Annotated in this window: 24 protein-coding genes; 17 read left to right on the forward strand and 7 right to left on the reverse strand. The window is 70.5% G+C overall.

From position 1 onward, the window contains the following. The first annotated feature begins 10 nt into the window (after window positions 1-10). Window positions 11-487 carry a copper chaperone PCu(A)C gene (locus P0084_RS12860; RefSeq protein WP_308917263.1) on the forward strand — a complete coding sequence of 159 codons (477 nt, stop codon included), beginning with the start codon at window positions 11-13 and terminating at the stop codon, window positions 485-487. On the opposite strand, the gene P0084_RS12865 is transcribed toward P0084_RS12860, so the two are convergent. The 3 genes from P0084_RS12865 to P0084_RS12875 all read right to left on the reverse strand — a co-directional run bounded on the left by P0084_RS12865 (window position 484) and on the right by P0084_RS12875 (window position 5942). Beyond that, window positions 484-1221 carry a hypothetical protein gene (locus P0084_RS12865; protein WP_308917264.1) on the reverse strand — a complete coding sequence of 246 codons (738 nt, stop codon included), beginning with the start codon at window positions 1219-1221 and terminating at the stop codon, window positions 484-486. The genes P0084_RS12860 and P0084_RS12865 overlap by 4 nt on opposite strands. A 76-nt stretch (window positions 1222-1297) precedes the next feature. Beyond that, window positions 1298-3235 (reverse strand): calcineurin-like phosphoesterase family protein, encoded by a 1938-nt coding sequence (locus P0084_RS12870; protein ID WP_308917265.1) that lies wholly within the window; start codon window positions 3233-3235, stop codon window positions 1298-1300. Window positions 3236-3773: 538 nt separating this feature from the next. Continuing rightward, window positions 3774-5942, reverse strand: coding sequence for an esterase-like activity of phytase family protein (locus tag P0084_RS12875; RefSeq protein WP_308917266.1), 2169 nt, complete (start codon window positions 5940-5942; stop codon window positions 3774-3776). A 158-nt stretch (window positions 5943-6100) separates the two neighbouring features. On the opposite strand from P0084_RS12875, the gene P0084_RS12880 reads away from it, so the two are divergent. Beyond that, a complete protein-coding gene (locus P0084_RS12880; RefSeq protein WP_308917267.1) occupies window positions 6101-7075 on the forward strand; it encodes an ABC transporter substrate-binding protein in 975 nt (324 codons plus the stop codon). Window positions 7076-7382: 307 nt separating this feature from the next. Beyond that, a complete protein-coding gene (locus P0084_RS12885) occupies window positions 7383-8876 on the forward strand; it encodes an ABC transporter permease (protein ID WP_308917268.1) in 1494 nt (497 codons plus the stop codon). Here the strand turns inward: P0084_RS12885 and P0084_RS12890 are convergent. Together P0084_RS12890 and P0084_RS12895 are read right to left on the reverse strand one after the other, a co-directional pair. Further along, on the reverse strand, window positions 8866-9858 hold the full coding sequence (locus P0084_RS12890) for an ABC transporter ATP-binding protein (protein ID WP_308917269.1): 993 nt from the start codon (window positions 9856-9858) through the stop codon (window positions 8866-8868). The genes P0084_RS12885 and P0084_RS12890 overlap by 11 nt on opposite strands. Before the next feature lie 135 nt (window positions 9859-9993). Then, window positions 9994-10329, reverse strand: coding sequence for an ArsR/SmtB family transcription factor (locus P0084_RS12895; RefSeq protein ID WP_308917270.1), 336 nt, complete (start codon window positions 10327-10329; stop codon window positions 9994-9996). A gap of 132 nt (window positions 10330-10461) precedes the next feature. Here P0084_RS12895 and phnC point away from each other — a divergent pair, with 132 nt between their 5' ends. From phnC to P0084_RS12920, 5 genes are read left to right on the forward strand one after another with little or no spacing between them, the layout of a single operon-like run. Then, window positions 10462-11286 carry a phosphonate ABC transporter ATP-binding protein gene (phnC, locus tag P0084_RS12900; protein ID WP_308917271.1) on the forward strand — a complete coding sequence of 275 codons (825 nt, stop codon included), beginning with the start codon at window positions 10462-10464 and terminating at the stop codon, window positions 11284-11286. A gap of 53 nt (window positions 11287-11339) precedes the next feature. Beyond that, window positions 11340-12254, forward strand: coding sequence for a phosphonate ABC transporter substrate-binding protein (gene phnD / locus P0084_RS12905; protein WP_308917272.1), 915 nt, complete (start codon window positions 11340-11342; stop codon window positions 12252-12254). Window positions 12255-12301: 47 nt separating this feature from the next. Beyond that, window positions 12302-13165, forward strand: coding sequence for a phosphonate ABC transporter, permease protein PhnE (gene phnE, locus P0084_RS12910; RefSeq protein WP_308917273.1), 864 nt, complete (start codon window positions 12302-12304; stop codon window positions 13163-13165). Between the two features lie 41 nt (window positions 13166-13206). Then, a complete protein-coding gene (locus tag P0084_RS12915) occupies window positions 13207-14457 on the forward strand; it encodes a PhnE/PtxC family ABC transporter permease (RefSeq protein WP_308917288.1) in 1251 nt (416 codons plus the stop codon). Between the two features lies 1 nt (window position 14458). Next, window positions 14459-15076, forward strand: coding sequence for an LbetaH domain-containing protein (locus P0084_RS12920; RefSeq protein WP_308917274.1), 618 nt, complete (start codon window positions 14459-14461; stop codon window positions 15074-15076). Here P0084_RS12920 and phnF read toward each other — a convergent pair. Continuing rightward, window positions 15067-15759 carry a phosphonate metabolism transcriptional regulator PhnF gene (gene phnF, locus P0084_RS12925; protein ID WP_308917275.1) on the reverse strand — a complete coding sequence of 231 codons (693 nt, stop codon included), beginning with the start codon at window positions 15757-15759 and terminating at the stop codon, window positions 15067-15069. The genes P0084_RS12920 and phnF overlap by 10 nt on opposite strands. A gap of 87 nt (window positions 15760-15846) precedes the next feature. On the opposite strand from phnF, the gene phnG reads away from it, so the two are divergent. Genes phnG through P0084_RS12970 form a run of 9 tightly spaced genes read left to right on the forward strand, consistent with a single transcriptional unit; the run spans window position 15847 to window position 21904 of the window. Continuing rightward, complete coding sequence (phnG, locus tag P0084_RS12930) at window positions 15847-16269, forward strand: phosphonate C-P lyase system protein PhnG (RefSeq protein ID WP_308917276.1); 423 nt, start codon at window positions 15847-15849, stop codon at window positions 16267-16269. After that, a complete protein-coding gene (phnH, locus tag P0084_RS12935) occupies window positions 16269-16823 on the forward strand; it encodes a phosphonate C-P lyase system protein PhnH (RefSeq protein ID WP_308917277.1) in 555 nt (184 codons plus the stop codon). The genes phnG and phnH overlap by 1 nt, the downstream gene beginning before the upstream one ends. Next, the gene (locus P0084_RS12940) at window positions 16823-17896 is read left to right on the forward strand and encodes a carbon-phosphorus lyase complex subunit (RefSeq protein ID WP_308917278.1); all 1074 of its coding nucleotides are present in this window, start codon (window positions 16823-16825) and stop codon (window positions 17894-17896) included. Before phnH ends, P0084_RS12940 begins: the two co-directional genes overlap by 1 nt. Beyond that, the gene (locus P0084_RS12945; RefSeq protein WP_308917279.1) at window positions 17893-18489 is read left to right on the forward strand and encodes an HAD family hydrolase; all 597 of its coding nucleotides are present in this window, start codon (window positions 17893-17895) and stop codon (window positions 18487-18489) included. The genes P0084_RS12940 and P0084_RS12945 overlap by 4 nt, the downstream gene beginning before the upstream one ends. Further along, a complete protein-coding gene (locus P0084_RS12950; RefSeq protein WP_308917280.1) occupies window positions 18486-19355 on the forward strand; it encodes an alpha-D-ribose 1-methylphosphonate 5-phosphate C-P-lyase PhnJ in 870 nt (289 codons plus the stop codon). The genes P0084_RS12945 and P0084_RS12950 overlap by 4 nt, the downstream gene beginning before the upstream one ends. Next, window positions 19352-19918 (forward strand): histidine phosphatase family protein, encoded by a 567-nt coding sequence (locus tag P0084_RS12955; RefSeq protein ID WP_308917281.1) that lies wholly within the window; start codon window positions 19352-19354, stop codon window positions 19916-19918. The genes P0084_RS12950 and P0084_RS12955 overlap by 4 nt, the downstream gene beginning before the upstream one ends. Next, on the forward strand, window positions 19915-20694 hold the full coding sequence (phnK, locus tag P0084_RS12960) for a phosphonate C-P lyase system protein PhnK (RefSeq protein WP_308917282.1): 780 nt from the start codon (window positions 19915-19917) through the stop codon (window positions 20692-20694). Before P0084_RS12955 ends, phnK begins: the two co-directional genes overlap by 4 nt. Continuing rightward, complete coding sequence (gene phnL / locus P0084_RS12965; RefSeq protein ID WP_308917283.1) at window positions 20691-21371, forward strand: phosphonate C-P lyase system protein PhnL; 681 nt, start codon at window positions 20691-20693, stop codon at window positions 21369-21371. Before phnK ends, phnL begins: the two co-directional genes overlap by 4 nt. Continuing rightward, complete coding sequence (locus tag P0084_RS12970) at window positions 21368-21904, forward strand: phosphonate metabolism protein/1,5-bisphosphokinase (PRPP-forming) PhnN (RefSeq protein ID WP_308917284.1); 537 nt, start codon at window positions 21368-21370, stop codon at window positions 21902-21904. Before phnL ends, P0084_RS12970 begins: the two co-directional genes overlap by 4 nt. On the opposite strand, the gene P0084_RS12975 is transcribed toward P0084_RS12970, so the two are convergent. Next, on the reverse strand, window positions 21886-22381 hold a 496-nt coding region (locus tag P0084_RS12975; RefSeq protein WP_308917285.1), incomplete at its 5' end, for a DUF1045 domain-containing protein. The two genes, P0084_RS12970 and P0084_RS12975, sit on opposite strands and share 19 nt — an antisense overlap.

The raw sequence follows: 22381 nt of genomic DNA on the forward strand, positions 1-22381 counted from the left end.
GATCCTGCCCATGCGCCTTGCTACCATCGTCCTCGCCGCCGCCTTGGCACCCCTGGCCGCAACCGCCGAGGACGGCCACGACGACCATCTGGCTGAGCTTGACGGCCTGCGCGCCGTCCATGCCTGGACCCGCGCGACCGACGCCACGGAGACGCTCATCTTCGTGGAGATCCAGAACGAGGGCGAAGTGGCTGTGACGCTCGAGGGGGCGCATGCCGACGGATTGGACGCGACGCTGGTCGGCTTTCGCCTGCAGGATGGATCGCCCGTCTACGAGCCCGTCGACGCCGTCCCCGTCGCCCCCGGCCGCGAGCTGCACCTGGAGCCCGACGGCCTTGCCATCCGCCTGACCGGGCTGTCGACGCCCCTGGCCGAGGGCGAAGAGATGGAGATGGAGCTGGTCACCAGCCTCGGCGAGATCGAGATCCATGTCGAGGTGGAGGCCGCCGACGCGATCGCGCATTCCCACGCAGGACACAATCACTAGGGCCGGGGCCCAAGGCTGGTGCGTGCCCGGATCCTAAGGATCGCCAGAACGAAGACGAGCGCCAGGACCACCACCAATGCGAGCCAGGACCAGGAGATCGTCTGGCGCTCCGTGAGCGGCGGGAACGCGGCACGCTCGGAGAGTTGGCCTTCTACGGCGACCGTCGATAGGGACGAGCCCGGCGCATCGACCACGAGCCAATTGACCACATCGACGCCATCCGGAAGCGCGAGCCCGGACCCCGAGCGGCGCAGGCCCAGCGAACCGGTCCCCGCGGACAGATCGAACCGAATCTCGACGACGGAGTCCGAAAACACGACGTCGAGCGGTGTCGATTCCGTAGCCACCGAAGCTTGGGCGGACGACACGCTCCCGAAGGCCGTGCGGGGCGCGCGAGGATGGAGCCGGAAGGCGGACGCCGCCGCCTCCACGGGCGTGCCACCGCGATCGAAGGCGAAGAGCGCGGAGAGACGGCTGCGGAATGCAGCCTCGTCCGCGTCGATCGCCTCGGCCAGGACGCGATAGCGAGCGGCCGTCCCGGACAACTCGCGGCGGAGATAGGGCGAGGCAAGCGGTCGGCGCGTCTCCCGGGCCGCGGCGATCTCGTCGGCGAAGGCGAAGGGCAGCGGCATGCGCAGGAAAACGGTGCGTCCGTCGGAGGTGGCGACGAAGACGCGCTCCTGGTCGTGGGTCAGGTGCGCCTTCGCACCGGACGCGGCCAGCACCAGGATCACGAGAAGCCGGAGGACGGGCATCCGCACGCGAGGATCGTGGACGGGACGGCGCCGGGGGACGCCGTCCCGAATCGTCTCACTCGTCCTCGAACAGGGCGGCCTGCCAGTTCGGGTCCGGCAGGTCCTCGACGATCTCGAAGGGGTAGTCGCGCGCATAGCTGCGGCCGTGACGGTCGGTCGTCTCGACCGTCAGGACATGCATCCCGATGGGCAGGTCCGCCGGCAGGTCCACGCGCCAGAGATGCGCCGAGTTGTCGGTCAGCATCCAGCTCTGGAACGGCCCGGCGACGCCGACCCATTCGGTGCCCTGCCAGGTCCGGTAGCCGGCAGTGTCGTCGCCGCCTTGCGCCGAGCGCACCGTCATGTCGGACTGCGTCGATTGCTGCGCCAGAGCCAGAGGGTCGGCGAATTCCGGCCCGCGGTTCTTGGCCTCGCCCTCACCCGGTTGCGTCAGCGCGCCCGACATCGCCTCTCCGCCGTTGATCCGGACGGAGACCGTCGAGTCGCGGCTGCCGTTCCAGACGTTGACGGCGACCCAAGTGCCGTCCGCCAAGTCGTCCGACGTCAGCATGTACATGTCGCCTAGGTCGTTGCGCGTCACCGGCGGCAGAACGTCCGACACCCCGTAGAGATCGGCGTAGGCGATGATCTTCTCGGCCCAGTCGCGGAAGCGCGGGGTATTGAAGCTGGCATGCAGCTGCGCGTCCCCGTCGCGCCCGAAGGCGTGGAAGCTGTCGACATAGTCCGAGCCATCGAACTCGATCTGATAATAGCCGCGCGGCGCGCCGAGGCGCTGCGTGGCATGTGGGACGCCCTGGTCGTTGAGGTCGCCCGCCCACCAGGAGCCGGAGACCGCGCCCGTGACGATCTGATGGAACGGTGCCTCCGCGAGGCCGGTATTCTCCTCCCAGCCCTCGTAGCTCACGCCGGGCAGCAGGCTCTCGGTCGTGTGCGTATGTCCCGCCATGGCCAGCGCCGGGCGGTCGCCGACGATCTCGGCGAGGGCCGCGAAGTTGTCGGTCTGGTGCTTGGCGGCGGTGTTGTCGGTGAAGGTCTGCAGTGGAATGTGCTGATTAAGGACGATCAGCTTGTCCTCGGGCACGTTGGCCAGCGCGGCCTCCAGCCAGACGAGCTGCCGCTCCGAGATGACGCCGTTATAGGTCGTGGACGCGTCGGGGGCGCAGAACGGGTGGTCGTCGACGCCGTTGCAGGGATAGCGGACGTTGTCGAGGACGACGAAATGGACGTTCCCGACCTCAAATGCATAGTACTCCGGTCCCCATTCGCGGCGGAACGTGTCGAAGCTGTGCTGGTCGGTCTCGGCATCGAAGTCGAGGTCGTGATTTCCGGCCACGAAGTAGACGGGCGTGTCGCCCACCGCGACGATCCGCTTGAAGCGCGGGAAGAGCGACAGGTCGTCCCCCATCACGTCGCCTTGGAAGATCAGGCATTCGGCGTCCGACATGTCGCGGTTGGCGAGCATGTCGCCCGCGGTGGCGCGGACATAGCCGATCTCCTTGTTGGAGTAGGGCTGGGTGTCACCGAAGGCGAGGCATTCGAAGCCCGCCCGGGCGCTGTCGTCCTCCACGAGCGGGAAGTTGACCTGACCGGGCAAAGGGCCTGTCGCCTCGATCCCACCGAAACGCAGGTCGGGCGAGCCGTCGATCTTGTGGACATAGGCGAATTGCGGGATCAGGTCCTCGTTCACCGGGGTCGCGTAGCCGGCGGGCTTGGTGACGAAGAGGTTCATGTCGTCATAGGCGGGCAGCTCATAGGTGCCGTCCGCGCCGGTGACGACGACTTCGCGCCCGTTGGAGACCATGACGTCAGCAAGGCCTTCTTCGCCCACGTCGAGGCGGCTGTTGCGGTTGGCGTCGACGAAGACCGTGCCGCGCGCGATGCCGTCCTCTGCGGGCGCGCCGGTCGCCTCGACCGAACCGACATAGCTCGTGTCCTTGGCGATGGCCGGGGCGGCCAGGATGGTGGAAAGGATGAGAAATAGTCTCGTGGACATGCCGACCTCCGAGGTTTGGACCCGGGAGCTAGCCTCGACCGGCCGGGTGACAGGCAGGTTTCAGTCCTGTGGCAATCCCATTCCGGCGCGTCGGCCGCGACCAGGCCCGGCGGCGTCGAAGACCGCTCGCGTGATGGTTGATCACGGCAGGCATGCACGACCGTGTCACAGTCACGCGTCATTCGTGCGCGTTTACGTGGATCACGCCCCGTGCTTTTGAGGGCGTCATGAAACCGTTGCAATCGTCGAAGGTCGGAATGCCGGAGAGTCCAATAGTCTATGTCGCCGAGATCGGCGAGTCGGGTGCCATCCAATGGGTATGGGTCCACCGTCCCGGGTCGAAGGGCAGCCGCCCCTTCGATCCGGTGAGGGACCGCGTCGACGCCGTCGGTCCTGTCAAGTTCTCTGGCGCGTCGCCGGACGCCATCAAGGTGTGGCTTTCGACGCACGTCTCGTGACGCGAGGAGCGGCCCGTCGCCTTCGTTGAAACAGGCCGCGCGTGGATGGCGGCGCGAGGGCCGCCATCCTCCTGCCGGGCTTACGGTGCGCCGAGGTTCAGCAGCAGCGTCTCGCCGGAGGAGTCGTCTACGCCGTCATTGTCGGTCACGAGCCACATCTCGCCCTCCAGGAAGGTCAGGCCCTCCGGCTTGTCGACGACGTAGCCCCCGGTCGACGCGAGGTCGGGGATCAGGTCGCGAACCTCTTCGACCTCCAGAAGCGGAGCGGAGCCGCCGAGCGGCGCCGTCCTCAGCCCTTCGAGCGCCACGCGCGTGATCACCTTGCGCCGCGCGGCCTGCCCGATCTGGTTGTCGCGCTCGATGAAGTAGAGGTGCCCGCCATGGGCCACGACCTCGCTGAGCCCGATCCATCCCGGCCCCTCCGGCGCGGCCTTCGGATAAGCCGCGGCCGACCATTCCTCGGTCTCCAGGTCGTAGGCGAGCAGTTTGACGGTGTTCTCAGCGTCGTCCTGCCATTCGCGCTGGAGGATGGCGTAGAGCGTGCCGTCCACCAGCGTGACGCCTTCCATGCCGAAGCGGATCTCGACGTCGAGTAAGTCCTCCGGCAAGGGCACGTAGTCTTGGATCTCGCCCTCGCCGTCGACGTGGTAGAGCGCATGCGGGATCAGCCGGTCGCTCCGCCCCTCGGAGGCCAGCCAGAAGCCGCCCTCGCCATCGGCCGCGATGCCCTCGATGTCGAGAAGCTGCGCGGGCGCGCCGTTCCGGGTGATCCGGGTCACAGCGGTAATGCGGGCCGGGGTCTCAGAGACGTCGATCTCGAAGATCGAGGGCTGCATGCCGTAAAAGCTGTCATTGGCGGCGTAGAGCAGGCCGTTCGCGGTCGTCAGCGCGCCGAGCGCGCCCCAGCCAACAGGGCGCCCGTCCTCGGTGAGTCCGGCGGAGGTCAGATGCGGATAGGACGGCGCGCCGTCCTGCATCTCGAAGACCATCAGATGCGCGCGCGCCCCGCCATCCTCGATCAGGTCCGCCTCGTTGGCCGAGACCAGCAGCCCGCGCTCGGGAAGCGTGGCATAGCCTTCGGGGCCCACGCCCGAGGGCAGCAGTTGCGTGAGCACCGGCGCCGCCGGGTCGGTCACGTCGTAGACGCCCACGACGGAGCCCCGCTCCGAGCCCACGAACAGCATCGGCACGCCGCCGTACTCCGCGAAGGTCACGCTCTCGGGCTCGACGCCCTTGTTGCCCGAGCGCGCCTCCGGGTAGTGGCCGATCTCGGCCACGGCGTATTCGAAGCTCAGTCCGCTTTCGTAGACGACCTCGCCGTCCTGGCTGAAGATCGTCCACCCGCGGGAGCCGCCATCCATGTCGCCCTCGTTGGCGGTGGCGAAATGGGTGTCGTCGATCCAGGTCACGGCGTCGGGCTCGCGCACCACGTCTTCGAGCGTGTCGTCGAAGGTGAGCGCGCCCTCCTCGGCGGTGTCCACGCCCTCCAGCGTGACGCTGCCTGCGGAGAAGTGCGACAGAACCTCGCCCGCGGAGGACAGGACCACGATGTGGTTGTTCTCCTGCAGGGTGACGACGACCTCGCCTTCGGCATTGATGTCGACATATTCAGGCTCGGGGTCTTCCGGGGCGACCTCGGCCAGGCCGGTGATGTCGGCCGTGCGCGCGGTGCCGCAATCGGGGAGACCGTCTGGCGTCAGGTCCACCATCCAGACCGAGCCGCCCGGCATCTGGCCCACGCGGCCGTTGCCCAGATCCTCGTCGCGCTCGTTCTCGATCGCAACCGCGAGGAAGCTCAGGTCCGGGGCCACGGCCACGCTGTCGGGCTGGCCGGGCAGGGGGCAGCGCGCGGCCTCGGACATGCCGTCGATGGTGACGGCGATCAGGTGCCCCGAGGGCTGGGTGAAGCTCTCGGAGGTATTCACTCCGACGAGCGCAAAGCCACCCGCGATGGCGACCGAGGTCGGCTCACCGCCGACCAGCATCATGGCGCCCAGGCCCGCGGGCGCGGCCGGGTCCGCAATGTCGACGAACCCCACGGCACCCAGCGGGCTGTCGGTGTAGACGAGCGTCATGCCGTCGGCCGTGGCCGCGACGATCTCGGGCGAGGTCTCGGTCGCGGAGTCCGTGCCTTCGGGCAGGTTCTCGGTCACCGGAAAGCTCGCGATCCTGTCGAACGCCATGTCCTGCGCCAGCGCGGTCCCGGCGGTCAGCGCGAGGGCGCTCGCGCCCAGAAGAAGCTTGTTCATGTCGTGGCCCCCCTTGTTCACGGCGCGGTCCATGACGCGAGGGCGTGACGTTCCGATGACAGAGGCTGCCTTTGCCCGAAACGAACGGTCGAGGCACAGTCATCCTGCCTTCATCCAAGCGTGGCAGCCAGACGTCGATGCAACCTTCGGAGACGGACATGAAGTCCCCCATCACCCTCGCAATGCCCGCCCTCTTCCTCGCCCTTCCCGCAACGGCGCAGGACGTCACGCTGACGCTCTACACGAGCCAGCCGAATGCCGACGCACAGCAGACCGTCGACGCCTTTTTGGCGGGCAATCCCGACATCGCCGTCGAGTTTGTGCGCGACGGCACGACGCAGATCATGGCGCGCCTGCTGACGGAGATCGAGGCGGGGCAGGCCCAGCCCGACGTCCTGCTCATCGCCGACAACGTCACGATGGAGTCGATGGAGGCCGAGGGGCACCTGCTGGCCTACCCGGAGGCCGACGTGAGCGCCTATCCCGAGGGGCTGCACGACGACGAACGGCACTACTTCTCGACCAAGCTCATCACCACCGGCCTGATCCGCAATACGTCCGCGCCGATGGAGCTCACCTCGTGGATGGACCTGACGAGCGAGATGGCGCGCGGGCAGGTGGCTATGCCGTCGCCCCTGACCTCGGGCGCCGCGCTCATCAACTACGCGACGCTGCGCGGCGTCGACGGACTGGGCCGGGATTACTTCGAGGCGCTGGCCGCGAACGACGCACTGGCGCAGGGCGGCAACGGGGGCGTCTTCCGCGCCGTCGCGGGCGGCGAGAAGATGTACGGCATCGTGGTCGACTTCCTGCCCATCCGCGAGGCCGCCGCCGGCAGCCCGGTCGAGTTCGTCTTCCCCGAGGAGGGCGTGAGCGCGGTCACCGAGCCGGTGGCGATTATGGCTTCGACCGACGCGCCGGACGCGGCCAAGCGCTTCGTCGACTTCCTCCTCTCGATGGAGGGCCAGGAGCTCGCCGCCTCGCAAGGCTACCTTCCCGCGCATCCGGACGTGACGCCGCCGCCGGGCTTCCCGCCGCAGTCCGAGATCACCGTGCTCGGCTACGACGCGGCCGAGGTGCTGCGCATGCAGGAGGACCTCAAGGTCGAGTTCGCCGACACGTTCGGCCAGTAGCGCGCGCGTGCGGCCTAGGCCCCGCGACGGCCGCGGCGCGGGCTTCGCCGCGTCCGTGGGGGCCGGGCGTCTCGCCGGCCTGCTCCGCCACCCGGGTCGAGCGCGAGGCGGGGCAGGAGGGGCGGGCGAGGCCGTCCTCCTCGCGGCGCTCGCGGCCTTCGTCGCCCTAGTCGCCCTTTGGCCTCTGGGGCGATTGTTGTCCCAAGCGCTTCTGCCTGACGGCGTGCCTTCGGCGAATCTCGTCATCGACGCGCTCTCCTCAGGCGCCGCGCGTCGAGCGGCGTGGCATAGTTTCGAATCCTCGGCCGTGGCCGCGGTCGGCGCCGCCCTCCTGGGCGGCGCCTTCGCCGTGCTGGTCGCGCTGACGGACCTGCGCGGCAAGGCCGTCCTCGTCTTCCTCTTCATGCTGCCGACGATGATCCCGCCGCAGGTGACGGCGCTGGCTTGGATCCAACTGACCGGCCCAGCCTCGCCGCTCCTGGCCGCGATGGGCCTCGCGCCGCCGGTGGGCACGACGAACCCGATCTACTCCCGCGAGGGCATCATGGCGCTGCTCGCCATCCAGCACGCCCCACTCGCCTTCCTGGTGCTGCGCGCCGGGCTGCGCGGCGTGCCGCGCGAGGCGGTGGAGGCGGCACGGATCGCGGGTGCGGGCGGGGGCCGCATCGCCCGCCAGATCGTGCTGCCGCTGGTGGCGCCCGCGCTGGTTGCGGCCCTGGGCCTCGCCTTCGTGTCCGCCCTCGGCAATTTCGGCATCCCCGCGATGCTGGGCATCCCGGCGCGCTACCAGACGCTGCCGACGCTGATCTGGCAGCGCCTCGCCTCCTTCGGGCCGGGGATGCTGCCGACGGTGGCGGCGCTGTCGCTCGCGGTGCTGGGCATCGCGGCAGCGGCGCTGATCGCGCAGGGCCTGGCGGCGCGCAGGCTCGCGGTGCGGCAGGTCGCCAAGCCCGGCGCGGCGCTGGCCGTACCGCTCGGGCGCTGGCGGCCGGTGGTCGAGCTCGCGGCCTGGGCCGTGATCGTGCTGATCCTGGTGCTGCCGTTGACCGCGCTCATTGCCGCGTCGCTCGTGCCCGCCTACGGCGTCCGCTTGTTCCTCGGGACGCTGACCTTCGCCGCCTACGAGGAGGTGCTGCTGCGCCAGGAGGCGACGGTGCGCGCCTTCCGCAACTCGGGCCTCCTCGCCGGGTCGGCCGCCGCGCTCCTGGCGATCCTCGCCATCCCGCTCGCCTGGTTGGCGGTCTGGCGGGGGCGGCGGGCGGCGCGGCTCCTCGCCTGGACGGCGGAGATGCCCTACGCGCTGCCCGGTATCGTCCTGTCGATCGCGGTGATCCTGACCTTTCTGCGGCCGCTCCCGCTGCTGGGCGTGTCGATCTATGCGACGCTCTGGATCATCCTTGTGGCCTATCTCGCGCGCTTCTTCGCGCTCGCCCTCGGCCCTGTCACCGCGGGCTTCCGCCAGGCGGACCCGTCGATGGAGGAGGCCGCGCGCGTCGCGGGCGCGGGGCTGGGTATGCGCCTCGCCACCGTCGTCGGGCCGCTGATGGCGCCGGTCGCCGCGGCCGGCGCGATCCTCGTCTTCCTGAGCGCGTTCAACGAGCTGACCGTCAGCGCCCTCCTCTACGCGGCGGGGACGGAGACGGTGGGCGTACAGGTCTTCAACCTGCAGGACGGGGGCTATACGACGCTCGCCTCGGCCATGGCGGTGGCGACGGTGGGGGTGATCCTTGCTCTGATGGGCGCACTGCACGCGCTGGCCCCGCGCCTGCCGCCCGGCACCGTGCCCTGGATCAGCCGGTGAGCGGATGCGCGGCGGCGATGCGGATGCCGCCGGGGTCCGGCGCGCCGCGCGGCAGGTAGCATTCGAGCCTGCCGTCGATGGCGTCGCTGCCCGGGATGTCGAGCGTAGCCAACCAGCGGTCGCCCAGATATGTCCTGCCCGCGACCTGCGCGGGCGCCTCTCCTGGTTGGACATCCTCGGGCCGGATCGCGACGGGGCCGTCGTGGTCTTCCGCCCCCGGTAGCCTGAGGCCCCGCCAGCGCCCCCCTGACGCCTCGACCACGGCGCTCCGCCCGATCAGCCGAGCGACCGCCCGCGTCGCGGGCCGGGCGTAGAGCGTCTCGGGGTCCGCGACCTGAAGGACGGCGCCCGCCTCCATCACCACGACCAGATCGGCGAGCGACAGCGCGTCGGCCTGGTCATGCGTCACTGTCACCATCGTGGCGCCGGTCACGTCATGCAGGCGACGGAACTCGGCCCGCATCCCCTCGCGCAGATGCATGTCGAGGTTGGCCAGCGGCTCGTCCATCAGGATCAGCCCGGGCTCCGCCACCAAGGCACGGGCGAGCGCCGTGCGCTGCTGCTGCCCGCCCGACAACTCGGCCGGTCTGCGCGCGGCATGCGGCGTCAGGCGCACGGAGTCCAGCGCCGCATGCGTGCGCACCGCGTGGTCCGCGGTCCCCGCGACGCGCAACGGGTAGCCCACGTTCTCCGCCACGGTCATGTGCGGCCAGAGCGCGTAGGACTGGAACACCATCGCTAGCGCACGCCCCTCTGGCGGGACGTGCAGGCCCGGCCCCGCGACCGACCGCCCGTCGAGCGCGATGGTCCCCGCGTCGGCCTCCTCCAGCCCCGCGATCAGCCGCAGGAGCGTGGTCTTGCCGCAACCCGACGGACCCAGGATCGCGACGGATGCGCTGGACGGCACGTCGAGGTCGACGCCATGCAGGACGGGGACGCCGCCGAAGGACTTTCGCAGCCCACGGATCGCGATCTCCGTCATGAACGGCCTCCCGAGTCTGGCCGTCGCGTACGCGCCGCCCCCGGCCGGGCAGGCAGCTAACCTGCGGCGATGACTGTTCCGTGACACCATCGGCGCGCCCGGCCGTCAGCCGTCGGGGCAGATCGAACGTCTCGCTCATCGCGGCTGGCAGACCAGAGCGTCGAGCACCGGCTGGCACAGCTCGGGGCGCCCCCCGCAGCAATCCTGCATCAGGAAGGCGATCAGCCCGCGCACACCAAGCCAATCCACGGCATAGCGCACGCTGCGCCCGTCGCGAGCGCTGTGAAGAAGGCCCGCATCGCGCAGGATCGCCAGGTTCGTCGACAGCGTGTTCTGTCGCTGGTCGAGCGCGCGCGCGATCTCGCCTGCGGCTATCCCCTCCGGGCCTGCGCGCACCAGCAGGCGCAAAGCGTCCAGGCGGCTGCGCTGGCCGAGGGCTGCGAACGCGCGAAGGGCGTCGTTCGTATCCATGAATCTTGAAGTATCGAAGTGACGATGTCGGAGTAAGCGCTGGTGACGCCGTTCGTCCCACCGTCACGCAATCGTCGCCATCCCTTTACGAACCGCCTTCATCCCGCGGCCTGTCCGGACCGAGGGGGTGGGATGCTAGAGATCGACGGCGTGACCAAGCGCTTCGGCCAAGCGACGGCCGTGGATGCCGTGTCGCTTCAGGTCCATCGCCCGATGATGATCGGCGTGATCGGCCGCTCCGGCGCTGGCAAGTCGACGCTACTGCGCATGCTCAACCTGCTGGAGCGGCCGACCGAGGGCGCCGTGCGCTTCGAGGGGCACGACGTAACCGCCTTGAAGGGCGCGCAGGCCCGCGCCTGGCAGGCCGATTGCGCGATGATCTTCCAGCAGTTCAACCTCGTGCCGCGCATGGACGTGGTGTCGAACGTGCTGCACGGCATCCTCAACCGCCGCTCCGTCTGGCGCGCCGCGCTCACCCTCTGGGCGCGCGAGGACGTGGACCGCGCCATCGACATCCTGGAGCGGCTCGGCATCGCGGAGCACGCGCCCAAGCGGGCGGAGGCGCTGTCGGGCGGCCAGCAGCAGCGCGTCGCCATCGCCCGCGCGCTGATGCAGGACCCGAAGGTCATCCTGGCCGACGAGCCCATCGCCTCGCTCGACCCGATGAACGCGCAGGTCGTGATGGAGGCGCTGCGCCGCATTCATGAGGAGGACGGCCGCACGGTCGTCTGTAACCTGCACACGCTCGACACTGCGCGGCGCTACTGCGACCGCGTGATCGGGATGCGGGCGGGCCGCGTCGTCTTCGACGGGACGCCCGCGCAGCTGACGACTGGCGTGGCGCGCGACATCTACGGGGCGGGGGCCGATTTCGACGAGGCCGCCACGTCCACCGAGATCAGGAACGTCGAGACGGTGCCACGGCGCCTCGCCCGCGAGGCCGAGGCCACCGTCTGACCCCAGGTCCCCCGGACGGGGGCGCATCATCATCCGTGCTTTTGGAGAGAACGATGACCAAGCTCACCCTCGGCCTGATGGCCACCACCCTCCTGGCCGCGCCCGCCGCCGCGCAGTCGGTCACCGAGTTCCGCATCGGCGTCCTCGGAGGCGAGAACGCGCAGGACCGTCTGACGGCCAATCAGTGCCTCGCGGGCTACATCGCCGAGGCCGTGGGCATCGACGAGAGCGCCGTGTCCATCTTCACCCCCGCCGACTACAACGGCGTAATCCAGGGCCTCCTGGGCGGCACGCTGGACCTGGCCTGGCTGGGCGCGTCGTCCTACGCGGCGATCCACCTCCAGGACGAGGGCGCGGTCGAGCCGGTCCTGGTCAAGACGAACCTCGACGGCTCGTATTCGTACCATTCCATCGGCTTCGCGCGCGCCGACAGCGGCATCACGTCGCTTCAGGACATGCAGGGCAAAGTCTTCGGCTTCGGCGACCCGAACTCCACCTCGGGCTTCCTGATCCCGTCGGTCGAGATCCCGGCCGCCACCGGCGCCACGATGGAGTCGGGCGACTTCTTCGAAGAGGTCAAGTTCACCGGTGGCCACGAGCAGACCATCGTCGCGGTCTCCAACGGCGACGTCGACGGCGGCGTGACCTGGGCCGACGGCCAGGGCGATTGGGAGGACGGGTACAATTCGGGTGCCCTGCGCCGCGCCTCGGACGCTGGCATCGTCGACATGAACGACCTGGTCGAGATCTGGCGCTCCAATCCGATCCCCGAAGGCCCCGTCGTCCTGCGCGAGGCTTTGCCCGACGACGTGAAGGCCGCCGTCACCGAAGTCGTCGAGACCCTGATCGACGTCGATCCCGACTGCGCCTACGGCGTGGCGGCGGGCGACACGGCCGGCTTCCAGCCGATCGCCCACGAGGCCTACGAGACGATCATTGAGGTCCGCCGCCGCGAGATCGGCGGCTGAGGCCCCCGGCGGGAGGGGCGCGCGCCGCCCCTCCCGACCCGTTCGTCATGACCGACGCCTCCCTCCCCTCCACGCCGGCGATCCGCGCCGCCTACCAGGCCGAACTGCGCGCCAAGCGCGTCTGGACGGGCGTCGGCGTCGCGGTCTTCGTCCTGCTGCTGGTCGCCGGCTTCCTGACGGCGAACGACCGCAACGCGGGCGGGTTCTGGAACGGCCTGCCCAACGTGCTCGACTTCCCCGCCGACGTCGTGTCGGAGGCGTGGGAGAACGCGGCCGACATGCCGGGCCTGCTGCTGCGATACCTTCCCTCGCTGCTGGAGACGGTGAACATCGCGGCCGCGGCCACGTTGATCGGCACGCTGTCGGGCGCGATCCTGGCGCTGCTGGCCACGCGGGGCCTCGCGCCGGTCGAATGGCTGGAGATCCCGGTCCGCCGCTTCCTCGACACGCTGCGCGCCGTGCCCGATGTGGTGATCGCGCTCGTGCTGATCTTCGTCCTCGGCGGCGGGCCGGTGCCTGCCATGATCGCCATCGCGCTGCACACGATGGGGGCCATGGGCAAGCTCTTCGGCGAGGTGGCCGAGAACGCCGCGCTGGGTCCGGTCGAGGGCCTGCGCTCGGTCGGCGCATCCTGGCCGCAGCGCATGGTCTTCGGCGTCGTCCCGCAGGTCGCGCCCAACTGGCTGAGCTATGCGCTGCTCCGCTTCGAGATCAACATCCGCGCCTCGGCCATCCTGGGCTTCGTCGGGGCGGGGGGGCTGGGCTACGACCTGCGCAACGCGATGTCCTGGGGGCCCGGCCGCTTCGACGAGGCGGCCGCGATCTTCATCCTGCTCTTCCTGACGATCGTGCTAGTGGACCAGACCGGCGGCACGGTCCGCGAACGCCTGACGAAGGGGGCCGCGCTGTGACGGTCGCCACCGCCGATATCCGCGAGGGCGCGCATCGGCACATGGCCCGTGCCCGGGCCTGGGCCTTGGCCATCCCCGCCGTGATCGCCGCCTACCTAGTCTACGTCTTCTTCGCGTTCGACGGCCCGGCCCTGATCCGCAGCGCCGACGGAGAGAATGCCCGCATCCTCCTGGCAGACATGGTCAGCCACAAGGTCCACGTCACCCGCGACAACCGCGACGGCAGCGTCGAGGTCGCGGTCGAGGGCGAGCGCAAGGGCCGCTACCCGGACGGCGAGGCGCCCGGATGGGTCACGCCTGGCGAGGAGACGGTGGTCGATCTGGGCGGCGGTCACCTCGTGACCTTCGGGGCCGAGAACGCCGTCACCTACGACGTGCCGGGCTACGGGATCATCATCGCGCAGCCCTCCCGGTCGCGGGGCGTGGACGCGACCTTGCCGGACGGCCCCGTGCCCGACTGGATCAGCGCCTCGCGCAACCGCCTGGTGGCCGATACCGAAGCGGGCCGCTTCATCGTCACGCGCAACCGGACCGAGGTGTTCCGGTACTTCGCGGGGTGGGAGCTGTTCTTCTTCACCCTCGACAGCCCCTATAGCGGGCTGGGCCCGGGCGCGCTGATGTCGCTTGCGATCTCGGGCGAGGCGGGCGCGATCCTGTCCGACATCTGGACGAACGACATGTGGCGCCACCGCGAGACGGCCTGGGCGTTGTTCGAGACGATCCTGATGGCGTTCCTGGGGACCGCGGGCGCCGCGCTGGTCGCGCTGCCCGTCAGCTTCGCGGCCGCGCGGGGCTTCGGCCCGCAGCCGTTCCGTTTCCTCGTCCGGCGCGTCTTCGACTTCCTGCGCGGCGTCGACGGGCTGATCTGGACCGTCGTCCTCAGCCGCGCCTACGGTCCCGGACCGTTGACCGGCACGCTCGCGATCCTGCTGACCGACACCGGCACCTTCGGCAAGATGTTCTCGGAGGCGCTGGAGAACCTCGACCGCCGCCAGATCGAGGGCGTGCGCTCCACCGGCGCGGGCGCAGTGCTGCGCGCGCGCTTCGGCGTGATCCCGCAGCTGGTGCCGGTCCTGCTGAGCCAAGTGCTCTACACGCTGGAATCGAATACCCGCTCGGCCACCGTGATCGGTGCGATCACGGGCGGCGGCATCGGCCTCCTTCTGACCCAGGCGATCATCACGCAGAAGGACTGGGAGGAGGTGACGTGGTACATCGTGTTGGTCGTCCTGATGGTCTTCGCGATGGACGCGCTGTCCGGCTGGCTGCGGCGCCGACTGATCAAGGGCTGACATGCCGCGCCTCACCGCCGACGCCCCGTTCCTCCACCCCGAGGTGGACATAACCGAGGACTGCACCTTCGGCCGCTTCGTGGAGATCGGCCGCGGCAGCCGCATCGCGCATTCCCGCCTGGACGACTACAGCTATTGCGACCGCTACGCCGACATCGCCAACGCCGAGATCGGCAAGATGTCGAACATCGCCGCCTTCAGCCGCATCGGCGCGACCGACCATCCGCTGGAGAAGGCATCGCTGCACCACTTCCACTACCGCTCCGCCGACTACTGGGACGACGCGGAGCACGACCACGCCTGGTTCGGCCACCGCCGCACGCGGCGCGCGATGATCGGGCACGAGACGTGGATCGGGGCGCATGCGCAGGTCAGGCCCGAGGTGACCATGGGCGTGGGCTCGGTCGCGGCCTCGGGCGCCGTCGTGACGAAGGACGTGGCCCCGTTCTGGATCGTTGCCGGGGTCCCGGCCGTGCCGCTCCGCCGCCGCTTCCCGGATGCGATCTGCGACGGGTTGCTGGCGCTCGCCTGGTGGGACTGGAGCCACGAAACGCTCCGCGACCGGCTGGAGGACTTCCGAAGGCTCGACGCCGAGGCGTTCCTTACGCGCTACGGGTGATCCAAGACCAGCGTGACGCGCTCGCCTGCAAACCAAGTGCGTCCGCGCTCGACGGGCCGTCCGCTCGGCTCGGCATTGAGCGACGTGACCCGCGCCAGGGGAGCACCTTCGCGAAGTTGGAGATGGCCAGCCTGAACCGCATCGGCGGCGCGCGCGTCGATCCGGCTCTCGACGCGCGCGTAATCCGGCACGCCGCAGGATGCGAGCGCTGCCGTGACCGAGCCGCCGCCCGGCAGCGCCTCGGACAAGCCGCTGATCCAGCCCGGGAAGACCGACGAGAAGAGCGCGATCGGCATGCCGTCCGACAGGCTGAGGCCGTCGTAAGCATGGACCGTCGCGCCTTCGCCGATCTGGAGCGCGATGGCCTCCGCTACCGTGGCCGCGCGCGTCACGAGCGACAGGACCCGTCGTTCCGGCATCCGGCCCGCCAGGTTCTGGGAATATGACGTCCGCCGTCCGAGCGCGTAGTCGACGGGGCGCGCTGCGACGAACGTCCCTGCGCCGCGGCGGGCGCGCAGCAGGCCTTCCTCGGCCAGCGATGCCACGGCGGCGCGCAACGTATGGCGGTGCACCCCGAAGCGCGCCGCGAGCCGGGCCTCGGACGGCAGCTTGTCGCCCGGCGACCAGGCGCCGGACGCGATCTCGTCGCGCAGCTCGGCTGCGATGCGGTCACGAAGCGTCATGGAAGGTTCACGGTCCCGGGATGGACGGGCTCAAGGACGGACGGTATGATTTGTCTAGTTGTATACTAGCTTCCGGAGTTGTCCATCATGGACCGCCGCGACTGGCTCTCGATCCTGGCTCGCGCCCCGCATGACGACCTGATCGCGCGCGCCGCGCCCTTCGCCGCCCCGCACGAAACATTGCGCGCGCCGGAGATCGGGTCGGTCATGGTGCGGGGCAGGGCCTCGGGCACGGGGGCACCGTTCAACCTCGGCGAGATGACGGTGACGCGTTGCTCGGTCGATGTGGGCGGCACGGTGGGTCATGGTTACGTGCAGGGCCGCTCGGTCGAGGCGGCGCGGGCGGCGGCGCTGATCGATGCGGCAATGCAAGGGGGGCGTGCAGCGGAGGCAGAGGCGGCCGTGCTGCGCCCGATCCTCGCCGCGCGTGAGGCGCTGTCCGCGAAGCGTGCTGCCAAGGCCGAGGCGACCTCGGTCGACTTCTTCACCCTCGTCCGGGGCGAGGATTGATGCAGGCGGCCCAGCTTTCCGGCGGCTTCGCCGACCCGGCCCGGGACGGCGCGCGCGCCTTCCGCGCGATCCTGGACGCGATGGCGCGTCCGGGTCGGATCGTATCGGTCGCGGGCGCGTCGGCGCCGGGCCTGTCGGATGCGGCGGCGGCGGTTCTGCTGACGCTCTGCGATGCTGACACGCCGGTGCATCTGGCGGTGCCCGAGGCCGCAGCTTGGCTGGCCTTCCATTGCGGGGCGCCGCATGCGGACAAGGCGGGATGCGCCTTCGCGGTCGGGCAATGGGACGCGCTCGCGCCGCTCGACCCTTATCCGGTCGGCACGCCCGACTACCCCGACCGCTCGGCTACGCTGGTCGTCGAGATGGCGTCGCTGACCGCCGAGGGGTCGGCGTTGACGGGCCCGGGCATCGACGGCACGGCCAATCTCTCGCTGCCCGACCCCGATGCCCTGCGCGCCAATGCCGTACGGTTCCCGCTGGGCCTCGACCTCATCCTCTGCGCGGGCGACCGTCTGGCCTGCCTGCCGCGCTCGACCCGGATCGGAGGCGCCTGATGTACGTCGCGACCAAGGGCGGCGAGGTCGCCATCGACGCGGCCCATGCCTGGCTGGCCGAAGAGCGGCGGGGCGATGCGGCGACCCCCGCGCTGACCGATGCTCAAGTCACCGGGCAGCTGACGCTCTCCGTCGCCCGCGTCATGGTGGAGGGCGCGCTCTACGACCCTGACCTTGCCGCATTGGCGATCCGGCAGGCGCGGGGCGACCTGATCGAGGCGGTGTTCCTGATCCGCGCCTATCGCACGACGCTCCCACGGCTGGGCTACACCGACCCAATCGACACAGGCGCGATGCAATGCGAGCGGCGCATTAGCGCGACCTTCAAGGACCTGCCCGGCGGGCAGGTGCTCGGGCCCACCTTCGACTACACGCACCGCCTGCTGGACTTCGCGCTGGCCGCGGAGGGGTTGGAGCCCACCACGACCCGCGAGGGTCCGGTTCCGCCCAAGCCGCGCGTCTCGGGCCTCTTGGACCGCGAGGGGCTGATGGAGCCGGCCGAGGAAGGGGGCGTCCCCGGCGACGTCACCCGCACGCCGCTCAGCCTGCCCGCCGACCGGGCGACGCGGCTGCAGGTGCTGGCGCGCGCCGACGAAGGGTTCCTTCTGTCGATGGCCTACTCGACGCAGCGCGGCTTCGGGCGCACCCACGCCTTCGTGGGCGAGCTGCGCATCGGCGCCGTGGTGGTCGAGATGGAGATCCCCGAGTTGGGGTTCGGCATCGAGATCGGCGAGATGGTCGTGACGGAATGCGAGACGGTGAACCAGTTCACCGGCTCGGGCGTCGCGCCGCCCCAATTCACGCGCGGCTACGGCCTGACGCTCGGCCGGTGCGAGCGCAAGGCGATTTCGATGTCCCTAGTGGACCGCGCGCTGCGCGCCGAAGAACTGGGCGAGGAGACGGGCGCGCCTGCGCAGGACCAGGAGTTCGTGCTGATGCATTCCGACAACGTGCAGGCCACGGGGTTCCTGGAGCACATAAAACTGCCTCATTACGTGGACTTCCAGGCCGAACTTGAACTGATCCGTCGCCTGCGCCGCGAGGCGGGCGAGCGTCGGGAAGCTGCGGAATGACCCGCGCCGTCGTCTGGGACATCGGCGGCGTGCTGGTCGACTGGCAGCCGCACTTGGCTTGGTCGCCGGAGATGGGCGAGGCCGAGGCGCGCGCCTTCCTGTCCCGCATCGACTTTCCCGCGCGCAACCTGCGTGCCGATGGCGGGACGACCTTCGCCGACCTTGCCACCGAGTTGGACGATCCGGAGGACGCGGCGCGTCTCGCTGCCTACCCGTCGCTCTACGCCCGCACCATCCAGAACCGCGTGACGGGCAGCTGGGAGATCCTGGATGACCTGATCGCCGCCGGGACTCCCGTCCACGCGATCACCAACTGGTCGGCGGAGACCTGGCCGGAAGGCGTCAAGGTCCATCCCCGGCTGGACGAGGTCTTCGGGACCTTGGTGGTTTCGGGGCGCGAAGGTGTTGTGAAGCCCGATCCAGCGATCTTCCGGCTGCTCTGCGACCGCGCCGGGCTCGCGCCGGATGAGTGCATCTTCATCGACGACGGCCTGCACAACGTCGAGGGCGCGAGGGCCGTGGGCATGGCGGGCCATCACTTCCGGGGCGCGGACGACCTGCGCGCCGATCTGACGGAACGGGGCCTGCTATGACCGAATACGGCTTCGCATATCTCGACGAGCCCACAAAGCGCATGATCCGCCGCGCGCTGCTGAAGGCGCTCGCCGTGCCGGGCTACCAAGTCCCCTTCGCGAGCCGCGAGATGCCGATGCCCTATGGCTGGGGAACGGGCGGGGTGCAGGTGACGGCGGCGATCCTGATGCCCGAGGATCGCTTGAAGGTCATCGACCAAGGTGCTGACGATACGACGAATGCCGTCTCGATCCGCCGCTTCTTCGCGCGTGTGGCAGGGGTCGAGACGACGACGGCGACGGAGGACGCGACCGTCATCCAGACCCGCCACCGCATCCCCGAGACGCCGCTGTCGGAGGGCCAGATCCTCGTCTACCAGGTCCCCATCCCCGAGCCGCTGCGCTTCCTGGAGCCGCGCGAGCCCGAGACGCGGCGCATGCACGCGCTGGAGGAATACGGCCTGATGCACGTCAAGCTCTACGAGGACATCGCGCGCCACGGGCGGGTCACGACCTCCTACGCCTATCCGGTGCGGGTCGAAGGGCACTACGTCATGGACCCGTCGCCAATCCCTGCCTTCGACAATCCCAAGATGGAGATGGACGCGATCCAGCTGTTCGGGGCCGGGCGGGAGCAGCGCATCTACGCGATCCCGCCGCATACTAAGGTCGTCAGCCTCGACTTCGACGACCACCCGTTCGAGCCGGGCCGGGCGCCGCAGACCTGCGCGCTCTGCGGCGCCGCCGACAGCTATCTGGACGAGGTCGTCACCGACGACGCGGGGGGGCGGATGTTCGTCTGCTCGGACACGGATTTCTGCGGGGGGCGGCGGGCGCGGGGGCTGCGCGGCCCGGGCCTTTCGGTAGCGGCGGGGGACGTGGCGTGACGCGGGTCGTCTTCCTCACCCATGCCGAGGTCGAGATCGACCCGGGCGTGGCCGTCCCCGATTGGGGCTTGAGCGAAGTCGGCCGCGCGCGGCATTCGGCCTTCGCGGTCGGAGCGCCCGCCTTCGGCGCCGTCTTCTCGAGCACCGAACGCAAGGCCAAAGAGGGCGCGGCCCCGGTCGCTGAGCGCCTCGGGCTCGAAGTCCGGACCGGCGCGGCACTGGGCGAGAACGACCGCTCCGCCACCGGCTACCTACCGAAGCCCGAGTTCGAGGCCACGGCCGACCGCTTCTTCGCGCAGCCCGACGCCTCCGTCCGCGGGTGGGAGCGGGCGCACGATGCCCAGGCGCGGATCGTCTCCGCGGTCCGCGACGCGGTCGCGGAGACCAGACCCGAAGGAGACGTCCTGATCGTCGCCCATGGCGGGGTCGGCGCGCTGCTGCGCTGCCATCTGCTCGACCGCGACATCACTCGCGCCGAGGATCAGCCGCATCCCGGTGGCGGCTGTTGGTACGCCTTCCCCGCGTCGATGGATGTGGGCCCCACACCCTGGAGGGCCATATGACCGCCTTGGCAGATATCGCGGCCGCGCCGCTCCTCGCGGTCGAAGGCCTGACCGTCCGCTACGGCGACCGGATCGGCTGCGCCGACGTCTCACTCGACCTGGCGCCAGGCGAGGTGCTGGGCGTCGTGGGCGAGAGCGGGTCGGGCAAGACGACGATGCTGAACGCCGTCGCGGGGCGGCTGCCGGTCGCCGAGGGGCGGCTGAGCTACGAGGGCCGCGACCTGCGCGCCATGGCCGAGCCGGAGCGGCGGCGCCTGATGCGGACGGACTGGGCCTTCGTCCATCAGCATGCGCGCGACGGGCTGCGCATGGGCGTCAGCGCCGGCGGCAACGTGGGCGAGCGGCTGATGGAGGGTGGCGCCCGGCATTACGGGAACATCCGCCGGGCGGCGCTCGACTGGCTGGCCCGCGTCGAGATCGACCCCGCGCGCATCGACGACCGGCCGACCCAGTTCTCCGGCGGGATGCAGCAGCGGCTGCAGATCGCGCGGGCGCTGGTGACGGAGCCTCGGATCGTCTTGATGGACGAGCCGACCGGCGGGCTGGACGTCAGCGTCCAGGCGCGCCTCCTGGATTTGATGCGCGGTCTCGTGCGCGAGATGGGGCTGGCGGCGATCGTGGTGACGCACGACATCGGCGTCGTGCGCCTGCTGGCCGACCGGCTCATGGTGATGAAGGACGGGCGCGTGGTCGAGACGGGGCTGACCGACCAAGTGCTCGACGATCCCCAGCACGGCTATACGCAGCTGCTGACCTCCTCGGTGCTGAGCGCATGAGCGCCGCCATCGAGGTCCGCGGCCTGTCGAAGGCCTTCGTGCTGCACAACCAGGGCGCGGCGCGCATCAACGTGCTGGAGCGGGCGGACCTGACGGTCGCGCCGGGCGAATGCATCGCGCTGACGGGGTCGTCGGGCTCCGGCAAGTCGACGCTGCTTCGGATGCTCGCGGGCAACTATCTTGGGCTCGACGGCTCCATCCGCATCGCCGGCACCGAGATCGTCGGCGCGCCGCCGCGGACCGTCTCGGGACTACGCCGATCCACGCTGGGACATGTCTCGCAATTCCTGCGCGTCGTTCCCCGCGTGCCCGCCCGTGACGTCGTCGCCGAACCGCTTCGCATGCAGGGCGCCGACCCCGCCGAGGCTCGTGCTACAGCCGAGGCGATGCTCGCGCGGCTCAACCTGCCCGAGCGCCTCTGGGGCCTGTCGCCCACCACCTTCTCGGGCGGAGAGCAGCAGCGCGTGAACGTCGCACGCGGCTTCGTGCATCGCTATCGGGTGCTCCTGCTCGACGAGCCGACGGCCTCGCTCGACCCCGTCAACCGCGACGTGGTCCTGTCCCTGATCGAGGAGGCGAAGGCGAGGGGCGCCGCCGTGGTCGGCATCTTCCACGACGCCGAGGCGCGGGCCCGGGTCTGCGACCGCGAGGTCGACGTCTCGGCCATGACGCCGTGAGCGGCCTTTTGATCGCGGTCGTCGGTCCCTCGGGCGTCGGCAAGGACAGCGTGATCCGGGGCCTGGTCGACGCCCGCCCCGAGATCGGTTGGGTCCGGCGGGCGATCACGCGGCCGCCCTCCGACACGGAGCCGTTCGAGAGCGTGTCGGAGGCCGAGTTCGACCGTCGCGCCGCCAGTGGCGCCTTCGGCCTCCATTGGAAGGCGCACGGCCTGCGCTACGGCGTCCCCACCGCCGAGATCGAAGCGGCGCGCGCGGGCGCGTGGCGCGTCGTCAACCTGTCGCGCGGGGTCCTCGCCGAGGCGGACGCGCTCGCACCGCTCAAGGTCCTGTCGGTGACGGCCCGCCCCGAGACCATCGCGGCGCGGCTGTCGGATCGCGGGCGGGAAGGTGCGCAGGAAATCGCCCGCCGCCTCGCCCGCCGTCGTCCGCTGCCTGCGGGCCTGGACGTGACCCTTCTGCCCAATGACGGTCCGCTCGACGAGACCGTCGCCGCGGTACTCGCGGCACTGCCTCAGCCGGTCAGGGGGTAGCGGTGGATCTGGCGGAACCCTTCGGGCGTCTCCTCGCAGAGCGCCAGCGCATCGAGCGCGAAAGGCGCGGGCAGGGCGCCGAAATACGCGCGCGCGGCACGGGCCACGGGCGCGGGCTCGTCTTTCCGGCCCGACAGCGTGACGTGGAAGCGGAATTCGTCGAGCACATAGGGATAGCCCCAGCGGGTCAGCAGCGCCTCCTGCGCGTCCGTCAGCTCGGGGGCCCGGCGGCGCGCGACCTCCTCCGGCGGGGCGGGCGCGCGGAAGCCGTCCAGCCCCTCGACGCAGGCCGCAGCCACCCGGCCGAGATCGTGCTCCCCTACCGGGCGGAGCGCGACGAACCCGCCGAGCGCGGCCACCTCCAGCCCGTCCGCCCGCGCGGGCGCGGTGCGCGCGGCAAGTGCGGCAACGGCGTCAGTCAGATCGATGGCCGTCGCCCCCTCGGCCAGTCGCATCGGCGGCTTCAGCGTGGCATGA

It is taken from the genome of Jannaschia maritima (assembly GCF_030973515.1).
GTDB classification, from domain to species: domain Bacteria; phylum Pseudomonadota; class Alphaproteobacteria; order Rhodobacterales; family Rhodobacteraceae; genus Jannaschia; species Jannaschia maritima.